We start from the raw sequence: 21,230 nt of genomic DNA, 5'->3' as shown, positions 1-21,230 counted from the left end.
GAGATCACCCCACCCCGCTCGCGCTCCGCGCGATCGACCCTCCCCCTCCAGGGGAGGGTAAGCCCCCACCGCGCTACCTCCGCTTTCCGCATTCACCGTCACTTTTCATTAAAATTCTCACCGCGACCTTAGCCGTATTGCATCATCTTTCCGGCACGATGGGAACTCACCGCCGCTATCCGCGGAGTTGGAGGAGAGTGCCAATGCATCCGCGCCGACATGCCAGGGTCAAACCCGTCGGCCTGGTGTCCCGCCAGGCCAAGATCATCACCGACCCGCGCGCGCCGGTGATCCCGTGCACGCTGATCGACTATTCCGCCGGCGGCGCCTGTGTCGATCTCGGCGGCCAGGTGAAGATCCCCGACCGCTTCGAGCTGCTGCACGTCAACACCAAGAAGCGCTGCCGCATCGCGTGGAAGCGCGGGACCAGGATCGGCGTGGTGTTTTAGCGGGCGCGATTGCTTACCCTCCCCTGGAGGGGTCCGAGACGAGCGTAGCTCGCTCGTGGGTCGGCTCACATGAAGCGTAGCGGAATGTGAGACGGGGTGGGGTGACGGTCTCTCCGCATCCAACAGTGCCCGAGTGGAGAGATCACCCCACCCCGCTCGCGCTCCGCGCGATCGACCCTCCCCCTTCAGGGGAGGGTAAGCAGGCTACTTCCGCATCCGGGCTTTCGCGCCGGCGATGATCTGCATGGCGACTCCCGCGATCCAGGCCAGCAGCACGAGCCAGGTCAGCGCGCTGTGCGGCTCGAGCCGCAGCACGATAACGGCGACGGAGGCGAGTGAGGCAATCGTTGCGAGGAAGGTGCCGGCGGAGCTGAGCAATTCCGCGGTGTCGATCCGGCTGTGCGCCTCGTCGAACGGCAGCTGCGGCGTGTCGATGCCGAGATAGAAGCCGACCACGCCGAGCAGCATCATCAGCATCAGGAAGCCTTGCGTGGTGAGCTGCGGGATCGCGGAGCCAACATGGGCGCCGACGAACAGCCCGCACGCGGCGCCGGCCATCGCAAGGCCGATCCGCTCCAGCACATGGGCAGCCTTCCTGAAACGAAATCGCATGGCGGGCCTCCCGCGGCGTGTGATGCGCAACAGGTTAGGCCTGTTTTGCCGCCGGTGGAAGCTGAGGGGAGTTACGGATGCGTGAGGGGGGCGTGGTCATGCTACATTCTCAGCCGTCGTCCCGGCGAAGGCCGGGACCCATAACCACAGGGAGTGGTTTGACGAAGACTCACAGTGACGTTGTCAACGCGCACCGCCTACCCTCGATAGACCTCGCGGTATGGGTTCTGGCTTTCGCCAGGACGACAGCTGAGGATGTCGCGCCGCACTCTCACCCTCACCGCGCCCCGAACGTGGTCCTGCCGAACAGCTGCTTCTGCGTCGACGGCTGCGAGCGCCAGTATTGCGGCGGGGCTTCGACCTGGCCGCCGAGTTCGGCGGCGGCGTGCCAGCCCCAGCGGGGATCGTAGAGCATGCCGCGGGCGAGCGCGACCATGTCGGCCTTGCCGCTCGCCACGATCTCTTCGGCCTGTCTGGCGTCCGTGATCAGGCCGACGGCGATGGTCGGCAATCCCGTCTCGCGCTTGATGGCGTCCGCGAACTGCACCTGGTAGCCGGGGCCGAGCGCGATCTTCTGCAGCGGCGAGACGCCGCCGGAGGAGGCATCGATCCAATCGACGCCGCGCACCTTGAGCGCCCTGGCGAAGGCGATGGTCTGCGCCAGATCCCAGCCGCCCTCGACCCAATCGGTCGACGACACCCGCATGCCGACTGGCTTGTCGTGCGGGACCACGGCGCGCACCGCGTCGAACACTTCCAGCGGAAAGCGCATCCGGTTTTCGAGCGAACCGCCATATTCGTCGGTGCGCCTGTTGGAGATCGGCGAGAGGAACTGATGCAGCAGGTAACCATGCGCGCCATGCAGCTCGATGGCCTCGATGCCGATGCGCATTGCGCGCGTCGCGCTGTCGACGAAGGCATCGCGGACGCGCGTCAGCCCGGCGGCATCGAGCGCGAGCGGCGCGGCCTCGCCCTCCTTGTGCGGCAGCGCCGATGGCGCCACCGCCTGCCAGCCGCCTTCACTCACCGGAATCTGTTGCCCGCCGTCCCAGGGCCGCGCGCTCGACGCTTTGCGGCCGGCATGCGCGAGCTGCATCCCGATTGCGGTGGTGGAATGTTTTCGCACGGAGGTGAGGATCTGCTTCAGCGCGGCCTCGCAGGCATCGCTGTAGAGCCCGAGGCAGCCCGGCGTGATGCGGCCGATCGCCTCGACATGGGTCGCCTCGATGCAGAACATCGCCGCGCCCGACAGCGCGAGATTGTTGATGTGGGTGAAATGCCAGTCATTGGCGACGCCGTCGTCGGCCGAATACTGGCACATCGGCGACACCACGACACGGTTCTTCAGCGTCAGGCCGCGCAGCTTGATCGGGGAAAACAGGGCGCTCATGCGGGGAGTTCCGGATGGGGGGGCGGGAGTTGGAGGGAGTGTAGTGAGCGACGCGCCGATTGCCAGCCGCGCGGCCGGCATGGCGGCTCGCGGCGGGATGCATTGCGGTGCGGCTTTGGCGCAAGGCGCCTCCACACACTCCGCCGTCGTCCTGGCGAAAGCCAGGACCCATACCGCGAGGTCTGTCGATGGCGGATGGTGCCGATCCCGAACGACAAATCTTCGCCAAACGTCTCCCTGGGGTATCGCGACGAGCGCAAGGGCGCTCGCGCGGGGGTCCCGGCCTTCGCCGGGACGACGATCACTCCACTAGCGTGAACTGCAGCAGCAGGGTGCGCTGGAGCAGGGAGAAATTGTCGTCCGAGACCATTGTCAGCACGGTCTCGCCCTCGGCCGTGACGTGGGCGTCGATGCCTTCCATGTTGTCGACCTCGTGGCCGAGATCGGCGTTGAACAGCACGGGCCCGTCGACCAGCGCGCCGGGCGCGATTGCCCTCAGCGGGATCGAGCGGATGCGGATGTTGATGCCGGTGAACCAGGAGAATTTGCGTTCGAGGATCAGAAGCTCGCCGGACGGCAGCAGCACGGCGTCACTGATGAACTGCTGCTCGGTGCGGCGAATGCTGAACTGGCCCGGCGACGGCCCGCCGATCAAGAAGGCGATCAGATTGCCGTCGGCATCGAAGCCGCCTTCCGACAGCGCGATCAGCGTGCCCGCGAGCGGCTGGCCTTTTGGGACGAACACCAGCGCCTCGAGCCCCTTGTTGTAGGGGAGCTTGCGCAAAGCCGGCGGCGTCGGCAGCACCTCGCCGCGGGCGCGGATGCCGCCCTTCGACAAATCGAACCGCATGATCTGGTTGACGCGCTCGAGCCCGACATAGACCACATCGCCGTCGCGCGCGAGCGACTCGGTGTCGTACCAGAGCCGCTTCTCGGTGATCGGCCGCCCCTCGGCATTGAGCATCGGCGCGGCCTCGACGTCGTCGAGCCCGACCATCCTGGCGCCGGAATAGCGGATGCTGCCGGTGAACCAGCTGCCCTGGTCGGAGAGCGCAAGGAAGCGCTCGCCCTTGTTGTCGAGGAAGCGGAAGCCGGACAGGCCGCCGAAGCCGCGATGCGGCGAGGTCAACACGAGACCGCTGCGATATTGCAGCGAGCCGAAGCGCGTCCGCGCACGATCGCGCGGTTCGAAATCCGGAATTGCCCGCGCGTTGACGTCAATGCCGACCGGCGCGGTGACGGCATGCTCGACAAGCGCCGGCTTCGACGCCGTTTGCGCCTGTGCCAACCGAGGCGTCAAGAGAGTGGAAAATCCCGCCGCCGCATGGCCGAGAAAGCTGCGGCGGGATTGTTGCGTGCTCACGAATGCAGTTTGCGTCGCGGGCGGTTCGCCGGCTGGCTCGGCGCCGTGTTGGTCTCGCTGAAGAGTTCGGCGAGCTTCTCGGTGATGGCGCCGCCGAGTTCTTCCGCGTCCACGATCGTCACCGCGCGGCGATAATAGCGCGTGACGTCATGGCCGATGCCGATCGCGATCAGCTCGACCGGCGAGCGGGTCTCGATCTCCTCGATGATGTGGCGCAGATGCCGCTCGAGATAATTGCCGGGATTGACCGACAGCGTGGAATCGTCGACCGGCGCACCGTCGGAGATCATCATCAGGATCTTGCGCTGCTCGGGCCGGCCGAGCAGGCGCTTGTGCGCCCAGTCCAACGCCTCGCCGTCGATGTTCTCCTTGAGCAGGCCCTCGCGCATCATCAGCCCGAGATTCTTGCGCGCACGGCGCCACGGGGCGTCGGCTGATTTGTAGATGATGTGGCGGAGATCGTTGAGACGGCCGGGACTGGCCGGCTTGCCGGCGGCTAGCCACGCCTCGCGCGACTGCCCGCCCTTCCAGGCGCGCGTCGTGAAGCCCAGAATCTCGACCTTGACGCCGCAACGCTCCAGCGTGCGCGCCAGGATGTCGGCGCAGGTCGCCGCCACCGTGATCGGGCGCCCGCGCATCGAGCCGGAATTGTCGAGCAGCAGCGTCACCACGGTGTCGCGGAACGTCGCCTCCTTCTCGTGCATGAAGGACAGCGGGTGATAGGGATCGGTCACCACGCGCGACAGCCGCGCAGGGTCCAGAATGCCCTCTTCGAGGTCGAACTCCCAGGCGCGGTTCTGCTGCGCCATCAGCCGGCGTTGGAGCCGGTTGGCGAGACGCGCGACGATGCCTTGCAGATGCGCGAGCTGCTTGTCGAGATAGGCGCGCAGCCGCTCCAGCTCGTCATGGTCGCAGAGATCTTCGGCGGCGATCACCTCGTCGAATTTCGGCGCGAAGGCGTGATATTCCGGCCCGCGCGGCTCGTTCTTGCCGTGCGAATTCGGACGCGTCGCCTCGCCCGGGGTCTCGTCGTCGCCGAGCTCGCCGTCGTCGAAGGTATCGGAGGTCGAGGCCTGCGCGCTTTCCATCGCGCTCTCGCTCATCTCTTCGCTCGAGGCCTGCGCCTGGTCGGCGCTCATCTCCTGGGCGGCATCGGAATCGGGCGAGCCCTCGGCGCCGGACTGGTCGTTGTCGCCGTCGCGGTTCTCGTCGTTCTCGTCATTGTCCTCGCTGTCGGCGTTGCGCTCGTCGCCGAGTTCGAGCGCCGAGAGCAGATCATGCACCGCATCGCCGAACCGGGTCTGGTCCTCGACCAGGCCATCGAGCCGGTCGAGCCGCTTGCCGATCTTGTCTTCGAGGATGGGACGCCAGAGATCGACGACCTTGCGGGCCGCCGTCGGCGGCGCCATGCCGGTCAGCCGTTCGCGCACCAGCATCGCCAGCGCGTCGGCCAGCGGCGCATCGGCGCGGTCGGTGATCTCGTCGAACTTGCCGCGATGGAAGTGATCGTCGAGCATCGCGGTGAGGTTTTTCGCAACGCCAGCCATGCGGCGCGCGCCGATCGCCTCGACGCGGGCCTGCTCGACCGCCTCAAACACGCCGCGCGCCTGCGGATTGCCGGGCATCAGCTTGCGATGCAGCTTCGGATCGTGACAGGCGAGCTTCAGCGCGATGGAATCGGCGTGGCCGCGCACGATGGCGGCATCGCGCTTGGTCATCTTGCGCGCGGGCTCGGGCAGCCGCGCCTTGCCGGGCGCAAGGCCCGGCCGCTCGGCCGCGAAGCTGACCTCGAGCTCGGGCGTCTTCGCGATCGCCTTCAGGCACGACGCCACCGAGCGCTTGAACGGCTCGGTCGGGGCTTCCTTGGTGTTGCGGAATTTGGAGTTGGAGGTGGTGCTCATGTCGCCTTTACCCGTCGTCCCGGCGAAGGCCGGGACCCATAACCACCGGTAGTCATTGCGTCAGGAGAAACGACCCGCGTCGATTCAATCGAGACATCCCGCGGTATGGGTCCCGGCCTTCGCCGGGACGACATGCCGCGAGAGAGATCAGCTCAGCGCCACGTTGACGGCCGATTCCGCCAGCTCCGCGTTGAAGCAGCGCTGATAGAACTCGGCGACCAGCGGACGCTCGAGCTCGTCGCATTTGTTGAGGAAGGTGACGCGGAACGCGAAGCCGATATCGCCGAAGATGTCGGCGTTCTCCGCCCAGGTGATCACCGTGCGCGGGCTCATCACCGTCGACAGATCGCCATTGGCGAAGGCGTTACGCGAGAGATCGGCCAGCCGCACCATCTTGTTGACGATGTCGCGGCCCTCCTGGGTGCGATAGTGCTTGGCCTTGGCCAGCACGATCTCCACTTCCTCGTCGTGGCTGAGATAGTTGAGCGTCGTGACGATCGACCAGCGGTCCATCTGGCCCTGGTTGATCTGCTGGGTGCCGTGATAGAGGCCCGAGGTGTCGCCGAGGCCAACGGTGTTGGCGGTCGAAAACATGCGGAACGCTGGGTGCGGCTTGATGACCTTGTTCTGGTCGAGCAGCGTCAGGCGGCCGGACACTTCCAGCACGCGCTGGATCACGAACATCACGTCGGGGCGGCCGGCGTCGTATTCGTCGAACACCAGCGCGATGTTGTGCTGAAGCGCCCAAGGCAGGATGCCGTCGCGGAATTCGGTGACCTGCTTGCCGTCGCGGACCACGATCGAGTCCTTGCCGACGAGATCGATACGGCTGATGTGGCTGTCGAGGTTGACGCGGACGCAGGGCCAGTTCAGGCGCGCCGCAACCTGCTCGATATGGGTGGATTTGCCGGTGCCGTGATAGCCGGTCACCATGACGCGGCGGTTCTTGGCGAAACCGGCGAGAATGGCAAGCGTGGTGGCGCGGTCGAAGCGGTAGTCGGCATCGACTTCCGGGACGTGAGGATCGACTTCGGAATAGGCCGGCACTTCGAGATCGGTATCGATCCCAAAGACCTGGCGCACCGACACCTTCATGTCGGGCAGACCGGAAACTTCCTCAACTTTGGACAGGGCGGCGGTCGTCATCAATCCTCCGAGGCCCCGGGCGGTCCCGAGACCAGTTATTTGCACGTTGGCTGCGGCTGGGTGCGGCTGCGAACCTATCAGAGACAACGTGCGGGCAGAAGCCCGCGCCCCAATCAAAGTTCCGTTGTCTTTTCATTTAGATAGGCAAGGAACGCGATTTTGGGAAGGCTGCCCTGCGAATCATGCCGAAATATCATACGGGACGCCTGGCGCTGCCCACGCGAATGGCACTTTTGGCGCCCCCCACTACTTATGTAGGGTCTGAACCCAAATGGCCCCGCCCAGCACAGAGACGACGTGACGTCATTCCTTGATCCCCTCATCTCGTTCGTTTCGGCCCATGCGTGGCTGGCTTATCTGACCCTGTTCCTGGCAGCGCTCCTCGAAGCCGTTCCGGTGGTGGGATCGGTGGTCCCGGGCTCGACCATCATCCTGGCGCTGAGTGCCCTCGTTCCCGGCGGCGAGCTCAAGCTGCAATGGGTGCTGCTGGCGGCGGCGCTCGGTGCCGTCCTGGGTGACGGCTCGGCCTATTGGATCGGCCACAAGAGGCAACGCGAGATCCTCAACACCTGGCCGCTGACCAATTATCCGCGCGTGGTCGCGGAGAGCGAAAGCTTCTTCCACCGCTTCGGCACCTGGGCCGTGTTCTTCGCCCGCTTCGTGCCGCCGATCCGCGCCTTTGTCCCGGTCACGGCCGGCGCGCTCGACATGCCGCCTGCGCGTTTCTACGCGATCAATATTCCGGCGATCTTGGTGTGGGCGCCCGCGCATGTGCTGCCGGGCGTGCTGGCGGTGTCGGCGCTGCACCAATATGCCGGCCTGCCGCACCACGAGCATATCAGCAAGCACATCTGGATCTTCAGCGTGGTCGGCGTCGCCATCGTCATCGGATTGGCGGTGTGGACCATCCGGCGCCGGCACGGCAGCGGCATCGCGGAAGCAAAGCCGCGGGCTTAGAGGCCCTGCACGGGACCTCTATCGGCGAAGCTCGGCTCCGGTCACCGCCATTCAGTTCGCAAGGCGATGTTTGTTCATTCGCAGGGCGACGACCACACCCTCCTTTGACCAGTCAAACGCAATCGTGCCGCCGAGCTGAGAGGCCATACTTCGGTGCACCATCTTGCTCCCAAAGCCTTCCAGCTTTGTGGGAGGGACGACAGGGGGGCCGCCACGTTCGGTCCACACCACCGCCACTTCGTCCTCGTGAGCGTTGCACGAGACATCCAGGGTGCCGCTCGAAATCGACAGCGCACCATATTTCGCCGAGTTCGTTGCCAGTTCATGGATCACCAAGGCCAGCGCGGTGCTCGAAGTCTCTCCCACGTTTATCTTGGGGACCGAGACGCGAATACGAACGCTGGCTCCCTTTTCGTCATACGGCGCAAGCAGGACAGAAATGAGATCGCCCAGAAGGGTGGCTCCAGTCTTCCGACCAGGTACTGGACGAATGAGATCCTGGGCACGTTCCAACGCGATCAGACGACTGGTCAGCTCGTGGACCATGTCTTCCTTTGTTTCTGCCGAACGTGAGGTAATTTGCGTGAGAGCCGTCGCAATGGTCAGAAGGTTTTTCACGCGGTGGCCCATCTCACCCGCCAGCAATTCGTTGGCTTCCTCAGCCTGCTTGCGCTGGGTGACATCAAGGAAGATGCCGAACATAACTCGATCCGCTATGTCAGCGTCGTCGCCCTGGCCGCGAGCGGAGATCCAGCGAACATCGCCGTTGGATAGAATCCGAAAATCGATCTCATAAGCGCCCACGACTGCCCGCGTCGCCGCAAATGCCGACCTGACCCTTTCGAGATCGGCGGGGTGGATGTTCCTGGACAATATTTCGAACGTGATTTTCCGTTCGCTCTTGGGAACCTCCCAAAGGTCATAAGCCGCCTCATCCATCGTGATGGCGTCGGTATCAACGTTCCAGGACCACAATGCGACGCCAGCCGCGCGCGTTGCGGCCCGCAGGTGCTTTTCGTGCCATACCGGCATCATTGCGTCTCTGGCAGACATCGCGCTTTGCTTCCCCATTCGCCCTCGATCGCGCCTGTTGCCATTAGCGTAGGAGGAGTGCCTCGGGCGGCACCGCGACGGAGGCAAGCGGCACATCCAGAGAATAGATGAATCCACCCGGTTGGTAGGCGAGTTGCACCCGGCCGGTGAGCTGTTGGCCGAGCGACTCCATCATTCGGGTGCCGAAGCTTCGCCGCGTCGGGGGCTCGACCGCCGGACCTCCTCTTTCCGTCCAGACGAGGCGGAGTCGCTGCTTCGGCTCGTCTATTGTCCAAGCAATTTCGACGCGGCCTGCGGGAACCGACAACGCCCCGAATTTGGTGGTGTTGGTGCACAGCTCGTTGAAGGTCATGGCAAGCGCGATGACCGCTGCGGAGGTGATCCTGATATCCGGTCCGTTGAAATGAAAGCGTCTGTCGCCCTGACCGTCGTAGGGCTCCGTCGCGCTGCTCAGCGTGTGAGTCAGGCTCGCATCCGCCCAACTGACCTGCATCAGCAGGTCGTGGGCTCGTCCCAATGCAGCGAGCCGGCCTTCCATCGCCTTTTGTCCGTGCTCGATACTGGGAGCTGCGCGGAAGCTCTGGGACGCAATCGCGCTGACCATCGCCAGAGTATTCTTGACCCGATGATGCAGCTCGCCGAGAATCAGCTTCTGCAATTTGTCTGCGGCCTGTCGCTGCTCAGCGTCGATGCCGGCCTGGACAAGGAGCGCCTGCGCGTCAATTCCGGCCTGTTCGAGCAGCAGGCGAAGGCTGTCGTTCTCCGCGGAAAGGACGGCATCCTGCGCGGGCCGGGACGCCGAATCAGCCGTTGCCGCGGCGTGGAGCGCATCATTCGCCGTCCAGTCGGCTGGACCCGGAAGGATCCTGAGTGCCCCCGCACCCACCATGTTCCGCAATTCGGCAATCATTTGCGCGACGCCGAGTGGTTTGCCGAAGAAGCGGCTGTTCTCCGGCCTTTCCGCGTCGGATGGCTTCACTTGACCCGAAACCAGTATGATCTTGATCGAAGGCCAGCGTTCGTGCACCGCGTGGGCGAGTTTCAGGCCGTCGATGCTTCCAGGCATCTGGATGTCCGTGAACAGCAGCGAGATATCCGAGCGGGACTCCAGAATCGCTATTGCCTCGTCGGCATTGACGGCCTCGACAGGATGAAAGCCGGCATCCTCCACGATGTCGACCGCGCGCATGCGCAGGACCATCTCGTCCTCGACGACAAGCACATTCGGCACCGAACCTGGATCTGCTGACATGGATGGCCTCACTCTTTCGAAGGGAGCGATGGATCGGTCCGGAAATGTCCGCGAACGCCAAAGAGGACTCGCAAGGCAACTCAGCGGCACGGCGCGCTCCACGAGCGCTGAATCTTTGGCACGAGAACCAGAAACCTTCACAGATTTCCCCATCGCGTCATCTTCGATGAACGGATGTGAGGACTGCGGCCTATCGGCGGGCGGTCACAAGACGAGCTTCCACGATTTTGCCTCCCGAGCGCCTGTCTTGCAAACAAGGAGCGGAGAAATCGGGCCAGATCTGCGTTGAGCAATCCGAGGCTGCGGCCCGGACTTCAAGCCGGTCACCCTTCGCCATCGCGACGACCTCGCTCGATTGCACCGCGGGGGTGAAACCCGGTAGAGCGATAACCAAAGCTCCGAGGAGCGAGAACATCGCCATCGCCGAGACTAATCTGACCATTTTGGGCTGCTGACTTTTTGTCTTCGGTCCCGCCACTTTCGGGGACCGAATTGACAACAACTATAACAAATAATTGTTCCATTTTAACAACTTATATTTGTTTTGGCCATCCGCCGTTCCTCTTGAAGCTCGATCGAGGTCCGCCGACACCACTCAGCTCCGCTGGCAGAGATTCGAGAGGGAACGAATTGAATGGACATCGCAACGCAATAAGCGCCTAGTTCCGCCATCACCGCGCTGCCTTATGGCTCACATCGGTGACTGAGAGTCCGGTAATGCTCCCGCCCAACGCTTGGAAGGAGTGGCTATGACCTGGCTTATCAATGAATCCCCAACACTGTACGAACGCCTTGCGGTTGAACACAAGCGCATCGAAGCGGCGATGGCCCTGCTCGCGCCCGGACCGAAACGCAACGCGCTTTTGCAGAAGCTTCGGCAGCTTGATGTCGCCGCGCAAACCAACGAATGGCTGTCGTCTCCGGGCTTGCGCGCGCCACTCTAAGGACGAACCAGGGCGGCCTCGGAAGGCGGCCTCGGGACCCTCGGCTGAGACGTCGTCCTCCTCCGCGTGAACCTTTGCGGCTTCCCTCCCGACCTATATGCATCCGGGATTTTGTTAGATCCTTCCGGGGAAGAGATTCAGCGCCGCCAGCGATCGTTTCAACGCTCGGCGGCGTTGCGTTGCCAGTCTCCGATGTCGGCGCTGCACGAATGTGCCGGGCTGCCGCATCCCTAGCATATCGGCAAGCACATCTGGATCGGTGATCGCGGCCCGAGTGGCCGGAGCTGACTAAGCACAACCGACGGGCGGACGAAGCTGTCTGTTGCTCATTACGGTCCCCTGCGCATCGGCGATGCGCAAATAGCGGTCAACGGGCGCGCTTGTCGATTAATTGCTTCACGGCGCCTGGCCTTCGGATGACCCTGTCCGATCACAGGCTGGCCGCTGCGGCCGCCAACATTTCCGGGGGTGGTCGCATGCGCTCGACAACAGCTCTTCGCATCGGCTTGTTTGCGATCTCAGCGTATGCCGCGGGCCTGAATGCCGGCGCCAACGCCGAAGAAATGCTGAAGGCGCGGCTTGCACAGAATCTCGCGCCGATTTCGGGCCTCGCGATCGTCGCCAAGACCAACGGCCTCTTTGCCAAGCAGGGGCTCGATATCTCCGTTTCGAATTTCACCAGCGGAAAGCAGTGCCTCGACACGGTGGTGGGCGGAGGCGCGGACATCGCAACGACCGCCGAAGCCCCGGTCACCGCGGCCGCAATGGCCCAGCAGCCGATCGCCTTCGTGGCCGGCATGGAATACTCGGATCTGAAGACAATGACGGCCGGCTCCGCCGCGATCAGGACCAAAGCCGATTTGCGCGGCAAGCGCATCGGCTTCACGGCCGGGACCGGCAGCGAGGTCTACACGTCGGTCCTGTTGAAGGCGGCGGGGCTCACCGCCAAGGACGTCACGCTGGTCAATCTTCGCCCCCAGGAGATGCTGCCGGCGCTGGCGGCGGGGAGTCTGGATGCGTTCGATACCTGGGAGCCGCATGTAGCGAATGCAAAGAAGGCTCTCGGCGAGGCTGCCGTCCCGCTCGACACCAAAGGGCTCTACTCGGAGAGCTTCAACATTGTCGTGATGCGGTCCTATCTCGACGCCAATCCCGCCATCGTCGGCAAGTTCCTGGCGGCTCTCATTGAAGCCGAGGGCTGGGTCAAGGCGCATCCGGATGAAGCAATCGACATTGTTGCCACTGCATCCGGCATGAAGCGCGACGACCTGGCGCCGATCTGGTCGGACTACGTCTTTCACGTGCGCCTCGACGACAAGCTGCTCGAGACACTGAAGACGCACGCCGGCTGGCGGCTTGAAACCGGCAATCATCCGCCGGGGGCGGTCATGCCCGACTTCAGCAAGATCATCGCGACCGCGCCGCTGAAAGCGCTGGATGCCGCACGTGTGACATTGTCGGCCAATCCATGAGCGTCGGCGGACGCAGCGGCTCCAATACGGCCGGACGCGTGAGCGTGCTTGTCGGCGTGCTCTCCGTGCCGGCTTTCGTCGGCGTCTGGGAATTGATTGCACGATTGCGGATCGTCAATGCGGTGCTGTTTCCGCCGCCCTCGACGGTCGCTGTTGCTGTCCTGGACTGGATCCATAGCGGCCAGTTCTTCGGCGATCTTGCCGCGAGCCTGTTTCGCGTCACGGCGGGATTCCTGATCGGTGCCGCGGCAGGAATCCTGCTGGGCGTCCTGACCGGCCAGTTCCGGCTGGTCTCGAGCCTGCTCTCCCCGCTGTTTCACATTCTTCGCCCGATCCCGCCAATCGCCTTTGTGCCGATCGTGATCCTGTGGTTCGGGCTGTCGGAGACGGGCAAACTGTTTCTGGTCGTCTGGGGTGTGTTCTTCACCGTGTGGCTCGCGACCCATATCGGCGTGCAGAAGGTCGACCGCGGCCTTATTCGTGCTGCGCTGATGCTCGGCACGCCCCGTCGGCAGATGTTGGGCGAGGTCGTGCTTTTGGGCGCGCTCCCCTACATTGTCGTCGGTCTGCGCACCGCCGTGAGCATCTCCTTTTACACGCTCGTCGCCGCTGAGCTTGCCGGCGCGTTTTCCGGCATCGTCTACCGGATCGAGATCGCGCAACAGAATATGCAGACCGGACAGGTCATGGGAGGACTTGCCGCGCTCGGACTGCTCTCATTCGTGGCCGATCGTTCCTTCGCGGCGATTGCCGAACGGGCCGTATGGTGGCGATGATGCACAACCCGCTTCGTCCGCCCCCACCGCTGCGATTGGTGGATGCTCCGCCCTCACCTTCCTCGGCAACATCTCAGCCGATCATCCGCGTCGAGGATGTCAGCATCGTCTTCGACGTGCCGCGCGGCCAGTTGATTGCGGTAGACCGGGTGTCACTGGCCGTGGCGTCAGGCGAATTCGTCTCGCTAGTTGGTCCCTCGGGCTGCGGCAAGTCCACGCTCTTGAACGCGATGGCGGGTCTCGAACGGCCGTTCGAAGGCCAGGTGACGGTGGCTGGCAAGCAGATGCTGGCGCCGAGAGCGGATATCGGGATGGTGTTCCAGCAGCCGCATCTATTCCCGTGGAAATCGGTGCGGCGGAATATCGCTCACGGGCCCCGCGCGCTCGGCAAGCCGAAAGCGGAGGCGCTGCGGATCGCCGACCAGCTCATCGACATGATCGGACTGACAAAATTCGCGGCCGCCTACCCCCACACGCTGTCGGGCGGCATGCAGCAGCGGGTCGCGATTGCACGCGCGCTGGCAAACCAGCCGCGTGTCCTGCTGATGGACGAGCCGTTCGGCGCTCTGGACGCGCAGACCCGGGCGGTGATGCAGGACAATCTTCTCGAACTGCGCGACCGCATCAACGCCACCATCGTTTTTGTCACGCACGATATCGACGAAGCCATTCTGCTGTCGGATCGTGTGCTGATCATGAGCGCCGGGCCCGGCCGTATCCTGCGCGATCTTCCGGTCAACCTGCCGCGCCCGCGCTCCAGCGCCATCCTGACCGATCCGGCCTATCTCGCCCTCAAGCGCGACTGCCTCGACCTGATCCGCACCGAAGGCCGCAAGGCGTTCGAGCAAATGGAAACGGTGAGCTAGGAGCGTGTCCCGTAAATCCGATCAGACGCGCGAAGGAAAGCAGGTCCGTTTGCCTTCGAAACCGGAGATGGCCGGTTCGCCTCGGCGGGCCGGTTAGCGGGCCACAAGCTGACAAACCGATCAGTTCGCTCGCTTCCAAACCACGTCCACTACGTCTCCACCCGGTGGACGAACGGTCAGTGTCAGCTGGTCGCCGGCAATGGTGACAAAGCGCTTCTGGTCCGTGCCATTCCAGTTTGGAAAGGAACTGCCTTCGACATGTATTGCGATGCTGCTCTCTGCCTCTCGCAGCGAATAAGTCCCGAAGTAAGTGATCGTGCCGTCCGCCGTTTCTTTGTTTTCTTCAGGGGTACCCTGCCATAGCGCGTTACTGGCGTATTTGGACCGATCTGATTGCATCACCGTTATGATGTATCTCCCGCCCGCGTCAAAGATCGCCATGCCTGTCGGGCTCGTCCCGTAACGCTCGACTTTGCTACCGTCAGCTTTCTTCTGCTCCCAAGAGAGCAGCATCCACGTACCAACCAGTTGCTCTTTCAACGATTGTTTCTGGCCGAGCGCATCGAAGGGCATCATGGACGATCCAAAAGCTGCAATTATGCATGTGGTAAAAATCACTCGCAAATTCATTTATCTCTCCCGAAGAGAAGAGTGGTCGAGCACGGACAATCCCGGACCTTATCACGCTCGCGGCAAATGAGAATTGCGACCACACTTGAATGGGTCAGAAGGCGAAATGCCGAACTGGTCTGCATACGTCTGCTTTACCCCGAGAAGCGGCACTCCACGCGCCCTCGCCGCAGGGCGAGCTGGCATGGCTCTTGAATAGTTCTGCTCCGACGACAAGGGAGCGGGCAGATGGCGGCGGCAACTCTCAGGACCACGGCCGGGATCATGCTGGCCGAGTCGGATACTCTGGTCAGATCGCTGCCGGGATTGCTCGATCCGCTCAGCGAGGCTGACCGCCGCCGCGTGCTCGCGATCGGCCGCAAGGAGGTGCTGGAAACCGGCAAGCATGTCTGGCGCCAGGGCGACACGCAGAACGGCATCTATCTGATCGAATCCGGCCGGATCCGCAGCTATTATGCAGCTCCCTCAGGGCGCGAGGTGACGCTAGCCTACTGGTTTGCCGGCAATTTCGTCGGCGGGCCGGACCTGTTCGGAGCCGGCGCGCATATGTGGTCTTCGGTTGCAGTCGAGCACAGCCGGCTGCTGTTTCTGCCCGGCGCCGCGCTGCGCCAACTTGCGCTTCAGTCGGCGACCATCGCGGTGGCGCTGCTGGACGCGCTGGCCTTCAAGGCGAGGTGCTACTCGGCGATGGCGCAAATGCTCGGCACGCGGTCAGTGACCGAGCGATTGCAGCGTCTGCTGATCTTTCTGTCGAACATCTACGGATCGCAGCACGGCCGCGACATCGTGATCGGCATTCCCTTCACCCATGGCGATCTCGCCAACCTGACCGGCGCGACACGGCAATGGGTGACGGTACAGCTTTCGCGCATGCAGGCGAGAGGCATCATTCGCTACGACAGGGGCCAGATCGTCATCCTGAACCTGCGCGCCCTCGATCTCGAACTGGTTTAGCCGGCGCCGCGCGAATAGACTTTAAGATCGAAGCGAGCGCCGCCCTGCTCCGGCTGCCATCGTGATGCGAAATCCAGAAGGGCGTGGTCGTGCCATGCAGGCGCCAACAGGGTGACGCCCATGGGCATGCCGGTGGGAAGCGTCGTATTGGGCAGCGCCACCGCGCACAGGTCCAGAAGATTGGCGAAATAGGAGTAATGACCCAGCCGGCTGTTGAGGTTGACGGGGTCCTCCAGCATCTCCGCAATGGTATAGGGGCGCGGTGCGGTGGGCACCATAAGGACATCCATTTGACTGAAGAGCAGCTCGACCTGCCGCCGCAGCTTCAACAGACGGTGTTGGGCTGCGAATGTATCTGCTCCCGTGAACTGCGCCGCGGAATGCAGAACCTTGCGCGTGACCTCCAGCAACTCACCGCGATCGATGTCGATGAGCTTGCTGACCGACGCATAGCGTTCTGCGATCCAGGGCCCCGAAAACAGCATTTCACCGGCCTCGGCGAACAGCGCGAAGTCGATCTCGATGGCCTGGCCCCCCAAGCCCGCAAGCCGCTCGCAGGCCTGCTCGTATAGCGCGTCGCATTCGGGCATCCCGAATGAATTCAGCTGTGAAGCGGACATGCGTCCGAAGCGGAATCGATCGGGAAAAACGGACGATGCAGCCAGTGCCTTGCGGCTATATGGATCGTCGTCGTCGAAGCCCGCGATGAGCTCCAGCAACAGTTTGCCCTCGGCGGCGGAATTGCAAAAGATCGACGGACAATCGAGCGTCGGGCAGTTCGGGACCAGCCCGCGCGACGAGACCAGGCCGACCGTCGGCTTGACGCCGACGATGCCGTTGAAACCTGCCGGTATCCGGCCGGAGCCGCCGGTGTCGGTTCCAAGCGCGAAAGCAACATGGCCGGCCGCCACGGCAACCGCCGAGCCCGAACTCGATCCGCCCGACACATAGCGCTCGTCGGCGACGCTCGGGCAGACGCCATAAGGCGACCGGGCGCCGGAGAGCCCGGTGGCGAACTGATCCAGATTGGTCTTGCCCAGACAAATGGCGCCCGCGGCAATCAACCGCTCGACGCAGCGGGCCGACCGCTCGGCAACATGAGCGAATGAGGGACAGGCCGCCGTGGTCGGCATGCCCGCCACGTCGATGTTGTCCTTCACGCCGAAGGGAACGCCGAGGAGCGGCAGGTTTTCGCCTTGCGCGCCGCGCCGCGCGAGAGCCTCAACCTCCGCCAGCGCCTGATCGATCGGCTTGAGATGAATCCAGCAATGGCGGCGCCTGTCACGTTCGATGCGGTCGTAGGCCGTTGCGATCGCCGAGCTGAGTTCGGCGGATGTGCGAGGGGCCGGGCTTCGGCTATGCAGGGCGGCTTGCGACACGAACGGCTCCCGGGGAATGACAAGGCGCTGCAACGTGCCGCAGGGAGCGACCGCGGGTAAAGCAATTAAGCGCTCACCTGTTATGTGAGGCCCTAAAAGGCCTTGTTTTGGATTAGTCGCATCGGCAGCCCGTTTGCGGGACGCAGCGTGATGCGCTGGAGCGGCCAGACTTCGGCGTGCGGCAGCAGCTGCATCTGGAAATCGCGGGTCAGGACGGCCAGGACGATTGCAGCCTCCTGCAAGGCGAAAGTCGAGCCGATACAGGTCCGCGGCCCCACTCCGAAAGGCAAATAGGCAAAACGCGGAATTGCGCTGCGGGCCTCCGGGAGAAATCGTGAGGGATCGAATGCATCCGGGCGGCTCCAGAGCCGGCGATGTCGATGGAGAACATAGGGCGCGATCACGATCAGCGATCCTGGCTTGACCGCCATGTCACCCAGCACGTCGGCATCGAGCGCGGCACGGCTGAGTGCGGCGATCGGCGGGTAGAGGCGAAGCGCTTCTTCGATGACGGCCTTGGTCACGATCAGCCGGTCGGCCAGGTCATCCCCTGGATTGGTCAATTCCCGTTCAGCTTCCTCAGCGACGCGCGAGCGCCATTCCGGTGCCTGCGACAGCAGGAAGATCGACCAGGCGAGCGTGTTGGCCGTCGTCTCATGTCCCGCCGAAAGAAAAGTGAGGATGTTCGAGCGAACCTCGGTGGGGCTGAGCTGCCGGCCGGTCGAGGGATCCAGCGAACGCAACAGCAGCGTCAAAAGATCGTCCGGCCCCTCGTTTGTGGCAATGGCCGCAAGCCTTTGCTGTCTTGTGCGTATGATGGTGTCGATCACCCCTTCGAAGTAAGCCATCGTGCGACGCAAGCGGCGATGGCCCGGGCGTGGCACGAACTTGGGGACGCCGAACAGATCGAGCACGCCGATGCGGCCGATCACGCTGAAATAGGCATTCATGGCCTGCCGAAATTCGTCGAGGTCGCCACCGATCCCGTCAGAAAAGATCGTGAGCGCGAGCACATTCAAGGTGACCAGAGCCATCTCTGCGGCGACGTCGACGGTGGCGCCCGGCCCCAACGCTGCCCATCGGGCGGCCAGTCCGTTGGCAGCCGACAGCATGGCCTTGCCGAAAGAGTTGACGGTCCGGCGCGCAAAAATGGGCGCGAGAATTCGCCGCTGCAGCTCCCAACGCTCGCCTTCGACGCTCAACAAACCATCGGACAGACCAGCCGCGAGGATGCGGCGCTGGATCGCATCTTTCCGATAGTTCTTGGCGTTGTCCATCAGCACGCGCTTGATGGCCTTGGGATCATGAACCAGAAAAGCGTCGGCGAATGGCAGGCGAAGTTTCGATATGGGCTCGTGGAAAAAATCCGCGCTCCAGCATTCGAGCGGGTTTCGCTTCAATCTGATCAACAGCTCGACGAATCCCAGCCGGACGGGCGGCGGATCCGGTGCAGGCGGGCAATAGTCCAATTCGGGGCGCTGCAACATGGAGCGACCAAAAAAGAAAAGAGATTCCTGAACTGTAGCGGAATCGGAAAACGTGGCAATCGGTTCCTGGCGCAATCCTTGAGCGGCGGATGGCTTGCCTACCCCTTGGGCGCTGCCGCTCTCCGCCCCGGCGCCGGCCCCACATAGCGCGCCCGCGGGCGGATCAGTTTGCCGAACTGCAGCTGTTCGCTGGCATGCGCGATCCAGCCGACGCTGCGGGCCATCGCGAACAGCGCGAGCTCGCTGCCGGCCGGACAGCGCAGCGCGTGCACGAGGACGGCCAGCGCATAGTCGATGTTGACGAACTCGCCGGTCGCCTCCGCGATCCGCTCCGGCACTTCGCGGGTGAATTTTCGCGGTGCGCCGGCGCGCGAGAGCGCGTTGAGCAGCGATTGCGCACGCGGATCGCCGTGCTTGTAGACGCCGTGGCCGAAGCCGGCAAAGCGCTCGCCGAGCGCGACGCGTTCGCGCACCATCGGAGCGACGTCGCGATCGATCAACGCCTTCACGAGCTGCGAGGCGAGCACCCCGGCGCCGCCGTGCTTCGGCCCCTTCAGCGCGGCAAGGCCGGCGATGACGGAATCATAGAGATTGAGCCCGGTCGAGGCCGCGCAACGCGCGGTGAAGGTCGAGGCGTTCAGTTCATGATCGGCCAGCAGCACCAGCGCGCGGCGGATCAGATCCGCGGCGTGCTTGTTGTCCGGCGCCCAGGCCCGCGCGATCTGCTGGTGCAGCGGCTCGGATGATGGCTCGGTCGTGAGCATGATCGCAACAAGAAGCCGGACGATGCGCGCGCCGACCAGCGCGCGACCCTCGGGCGCGCGCGTGAAGGCGCGGGGATCGGCGCTCGAGGCGAGTGCGAGCACCGCGATGGCGCGGTCAATCGGCGCGGCACGGCGCGCGGCCACTCCGATCGCACGCATCTCGTCGGAGATCTCAGACATGTTGTCCGGCGCAAAAGGATCGATGCCCGAAACGTCCCAAAGCAAGGTCGCGGTGTGCTCCAGCGTGTCGTTCTCGGCGAGGTCGACGCAATTGACGCCGCGGTAGATCGCGCCCGCTTCGGTGATGGTGGAGATCTCCGTATCCATCACCGGCAAATCGGCGTCGAAACTGCGCAGGCCGCGCGGCTCCGGCGACGGCACGCGACGCTCCTTCAGGGCACGGACGTCCTCGGCGCGGTAGCGGTTTTTCCGCGAGTCCTGGGTCGGCTCGGAGCGGATCAGGCCGCGGCTGACATAGGCGTAGAGGGTGGCCGGCGAGATCGCCAGTTCGGCGGCGGCCTCGCGGGCGGAGAGGTAAAGGCCTTCGGAATTTTTCATGTTGATTGATGTAATCAAGATTGATCAATCTGTCGAGAGGCCCGATTTTCCTTGTGGGTAGAACAAGGAGATTTGGGCCATGAACATCCACCTCACCAAAAGTCAGATCGGGCTGGACGGCGTTGCCGCGGCCGAAACCGTGCTGAGCCATGTCGACGGCGAGCGCGGCGAGTTGATCATCGCCGGCGAGCACGTCGGCCGCCTGGCCGCCCAATCGAGCTTTGAGGGCGTAACCGCCCGGCTCTGGAACGGTGCCAGCAAGACCACGCTGAACGAGGCCAATATCCGGTCGAGCCTGGGCGCGGCGCGTGAGCGCGCCTTCGCGCGGCTGCCGGACCTACTGCCGGCGACGCGTGGCATGGGCATTGTCGACGGATTTCGTGCGGCGCTCGCCGGCCTTCGCGCCGAGAGCGGTTTGGAGCACGAAGCGACCATCGTCGGCGCGTTTCCGGTGATCGCGGGCGCGCTGGTCCGGCGCGCCAAGGGGCTCGATCCCGTAACGCCGGATCCGAACGCGAGCCATGCCGCCGATACGCTTCGGATGCTGCGGGGCACGCCCCCGGAGCCGCGTGAGGTCGCGGCGCTGGATGCCTATTTCGTCACGGTCTGCGACCACGGCATGAACGCGTCCACCTTCACCACGCGCGTGGTGGCGTCCACGCAAGCCGATCTGTTCGCTGCGGTCACCGCCGGATATTGCGCACTGACGGGTCCCTTGCATGGCGGCGCGCCCGAGCCGGTGCTGGAAATGCTGGACGCGGTCGGCTCGCGCGAGCGGATCCAGCCCTGGGTCGATGCGGCGCTGGCGCGCGGCGAGCGGCTGATGGGTTTTGGCCATCGCGTTTATCGCGTCCGCGATCCCCGCGCCGACGTGCTGAAGGCCGCGATCGAGCGGCTGTCCTCCGATGGCGCCGACCTGCCGTTCGCCGGCGAAGTCGAGGCCTATATCCGCGCAGCGTTGCGCAAGAAGAATCCGGAGCGGCCGCTCGAGACCAATGTCGAGTTCTTCACCGCGATCCTGCTCGATGCGCTCGCGATCCCTCGGCAGGCGTTTACGCCGATCTTCGCGGTCGCGCGCGCCGCAGGGTGGACCGCGCATGCGCGAGAGCAGCAGCGGACGGGGCGGCTGATCCGGCCGAGCTCGTCCTATGTGGGGGCGATGCCTGGCGAATGACGCGCAGGCTGCATGCAGCGAAGCGTATCCGGGTCTACCGATCGTGGTTGCGCGAAAGGCCGGATGACGCTTGCGCTGCATGAGGCTTGGAACGCCGGGGCTT

General features: G+C 64.1%; 19 protein-coding genes. 8 read left to right on the top strand and 11 right to left on the bottom strand.

Going from position 1 to position 21,230, the window contains the following annotated elements; all coding sequences use genetic code 11:
• Nucleotides 1–203: 203 nt before the first annotated feature.
• Nucleotides 204–449, top strand: a complete 246-nt coding sequence (locus AC0L2O_RS28370) for a PilZ domain-containing protein (protein ID WP_409191047.1) — start codon at nt 204–206, stop codon at nt 447–449.
• Between the two features lie 204 nt (nt 450–653).
• Here the strand turns inward: AC0L2O_RS28370 and AC0L2O_RS28365 are convergent, their stop codons facing one another.
• The 5 genes from AC0L2O_RS28365 to cobS all read right to left on the bottom strand — a co-directional run bounded on the left by AC0L2O_RS28365 (nt 654) and on the right by cobS (nt 6,861).
• On the bottom strand, nt 654–1,061 hold the full coding sequence (locus tag AC0L2O_RS28365; protein ID WP_473372045.1) for a hypothetical protein: 408 nt from the start codon (nt 1,059–1,061) through the stop codon (nt 654–656).
• A 277-nt stretch (nt 1,062–1,338) separates the two neighbouring features.
• Nucleotides 1,339–2,451: an NADH:flavin oxidoreductase/NADH oxidase gene (locus AC0L2O_RS28360; RefSeq protein WP_473372044.1), complete on the bottom strand. Its 1,113-nt coding sequence runs from the start codon at nt 2,449–2,451 to the stop codon at nt 1,339–1,341.
• 301 nt (nt 2,452–2,752) lie between these two features.
• Nucleotides 2,753–3,814: an esterase-like activity of phytase family protein gene (locus AC0L2O_RS28355; RefSeq protein ID WP_473372043.1), complete on the bottom strand. Its 1,062-nt coding sequence runs from the start codon at nt 3,812–3,814 to the stop codon at nt 2,753–2,755.
• A complete protein-coding gene (cobT, locus tag AC0L2O_RS28350; RefSeq protein ID WP_473372042.1) occupies nt 3,811–5,715 on the bottom strand; it encodes a cobaltochelatase subunit CobT in 1,905 nt (634 codons plus the stop codon). Before cobT ends, AC0L2O_RS28355 begins: the two co-directional genes overlap by 4 nt.
• Nucleotides 5,716–5,862: 147 nt before the next feature.
• The gene (gene cobS / locus AC0L2O_RS28345; protein ID WP_369719810.1) at nt 5,863–6,861 is read right to left on the bottom strand and encodes a cobaltochelatase subunit CobS; all 999 of its coding nucleotides are present in this window, start codon (nt 6,859–6,861) and stop codon (nt 5,863–5,865) included.
• 297 nt (nt 6,862–7,158) lie between these two features.
• On the opposite strand from cobS, the gene AC0L2O_RS28340 reads away from it, so the two are divergent.
• Nucleotides 7,159–7,818, top strand: coding sequence for a DedA family protein (locus AC0L2O_RS28340; protein ID WP_473372041.1), 660 nt, complete (start codon nt 7,159–7,161; stop codon nt 7,816–7,818).
• A gap of 51 nt (nt 7,819–7,869) precedes the next feature.
• On the opposite strand, the gene AC0L2O_RS28335 is transcribed toward AC0L2O_RS28340, so the two are convergent.
• A complete protein-coding gene (locus AC0L2O_RS28335; protein ID WP_473372050.1) occupies nt 7,870–8,850 on the bottom strand; it encodes a sensor histidine kinase in 981 nt (326 codons plus the stop codon).
• 64 nt (nt 8,851–8,914) lie between these two features.
• Nucleotides 8,915–10,123, bottom strand: coding sequence for a sensor histidine kinase (locus AC0L2O_RS28330; RefSeq protein WP_473372049.1), 1,209 nt, complete (start codon nt 10,121–10,123; stop codon nt 8,915–8,917).
• A gap of 749 nt (nt 10,124–10,872) precedes the next feature.
• On the opposite strand from AC0L2O_RS28330, the gene AC0L2O_RS28325 reads away from it, so the two are divergent.
• The 4 genes from AC0L2O_RS28325 to AC0L2O_RS28310 all read left to right on the top strand — a co-directional run bounded on the left by AC0L2O_RS28325 (nt 10,873) and on the right by AC0L2O_RS28310 (nt 14,181).
• Nucleotides 10,873–11,067, top strand: coding sequence for a hypothetical protein (locus tag AC0L2O_RS28325; protein WP_473372040.1), 195 nt, complete (start codon nt 10,873–10,875; stop codon nt 11,065–11,067).
• A gap of 476 nt (nt 11,068–11,543) precedes the next feature.
• The gene (locus tag AC0L2O_RS28320; RefSeq protein ID WP_473372039.1) at nt 11,544–12,539 is read left to right on the top strand and encodes an NrtA/SsuA/CpmA family ABC transporter substrate-binding protein; all 996 of its coding nucleotides are present in this window, start codon (nt 11,544–11,546) and stop codon (nt 12,537–12,539) included.
• Nucleotides 12,536–13,315, top strand: a complete 780-nt coding sequence (locus AC0L2O_RS28315; RefSeq protein ID WP_473372038.1) for an ABC transporter permease — start codon at nt 12,536–12,538, stop codon at nt 13,313–13,315. Before AC0L2O_RS28320 ends, AC0L2O_RS28315 begins: the two co-directional genes overlap by 4 nt.
• The gene (locus AC0L2O_RS28310) at nt 13,315–14,181 is read left to right on the top strand and encodes an ABC transporter ATP-binding protein (protein WP_473372037.1); all 867 of its coding nucleotides are present in this window, start codon (nt 13,315–13,317) and stop codon (nt 14,179–14,181) included. Before AC0L2O_RS28315 ends, AC0L2O_RS28310 begins: the two co-directional genes overlap by 1 nt.
• 120 nt (nt 14,182–14,301) lie before the next feature.
• Here the strand turns inward: AC0L2O_RS28310 and AC0L2O_RS28305 are convergent, their stop codons facing one another.
• The gene (locus tag AC0L2O_RS28305) at nt 14,302–14,811 is read right to left on the bottom strand and encodes a lipocalin-like domain-containing protein (protein ID WP_473372036.1); all 510 of its coding nucleotides are present in this window, start codon (nt 14,809–14,811) and stop codon (nt 14,302–14,304) included.
• Nucleotides 14,812–15,039: 228 nt separating this feature from the next.
• Between AC0L2O_RS28305 and AC0L2O_RS28300 the strand changes: the two genes are divergently transcribed.
• The gene (locus AC0L2O_RS28300; RefSeq protein ID WP_473372035.1) at nt 15,040–15,765 is read left to right on the top strand and encodes a Crp/Fnr family transcriptional regulator; all 726 of its coding nucleotides are present in this window, start codon (nt 15,040–15,042) and stop codon (nt 15,763–15,765) included.
• Here AC0L2O_RS28300 and atzF read toward each other — a convergent pair.
• From atzF to AC0L2O_RS28285, 3 genes are read right to left on the bottom strand one after another with little or no spacing between them, the layout of a single operon-like run.
• Nucleotides 15,762–17,177, bottom strand: coding sequence for an allophanate hydrolase (atzF, locus tag AC0L2O_RS28295; RefSeq protein ID WP_473372034.1), 1,416 nt, complete (start codon nt 17,175–17,177; stop codon nt 15,762–15,764). The two genes, AC0L2O_RS28300 and atzF, sit on opposite strands and share 4 nt — an antisense overlap.
• 59 nt (nt 17,178–17,236) lie before the next feature.
• Complete coding sequence (locus AC0L2O_RS28290; protein ID WP_473372033.1) at nt 17,237–18,706, bottom strand: cytochrome P450; 1,470 nt, start codon at nt 18,704–18,706, stop codon at nt 17,237–17,239.
• A 23-nt stretch (nt 18,707–18,729) separates the two neighbouring features.
• Nucleotides 18,730–19,953, bottom strand: a complete 1,224-nt coding sequence (locus tag AC0L2O_RS28285) for a citrate synthase family protein (RefSeq protein ID WP_473372032.1) — start codon at nt 19,951–19,953, stop codon at nt 18,730–18,732.
• Between the two features lie 79 nt (nt 19,954–20,032).
• Here AC0L2O_RS28285 and AC0L2O_RS28280 point away from each other — a divergent pair, with 79 nt between their 5' ends.
• Nucleotides 20,033–21,127 carry a citrate synthase/methylcitrate synthase gene (locus AC0L2O_RS28280; RefSeq protein ID WP_473372031.1) on the top strand — a complete coding sequence of 365 codons (1,095 nt, stop codon included), beginning with the start codon at nt 20,033–20,035 and terminating at the stop codon, nt 21,125–21,127.
• Nucleotides 21,128–21,230: the final 103 nt, after the last annotated feature.

The sequence above is a fragment of the Bradyrhizobium sp. Kon10 genome (assembly GCF_055807395.1).
This window is presented reverse-complemented; position numbering and strand designations above follow the sequence as displayed.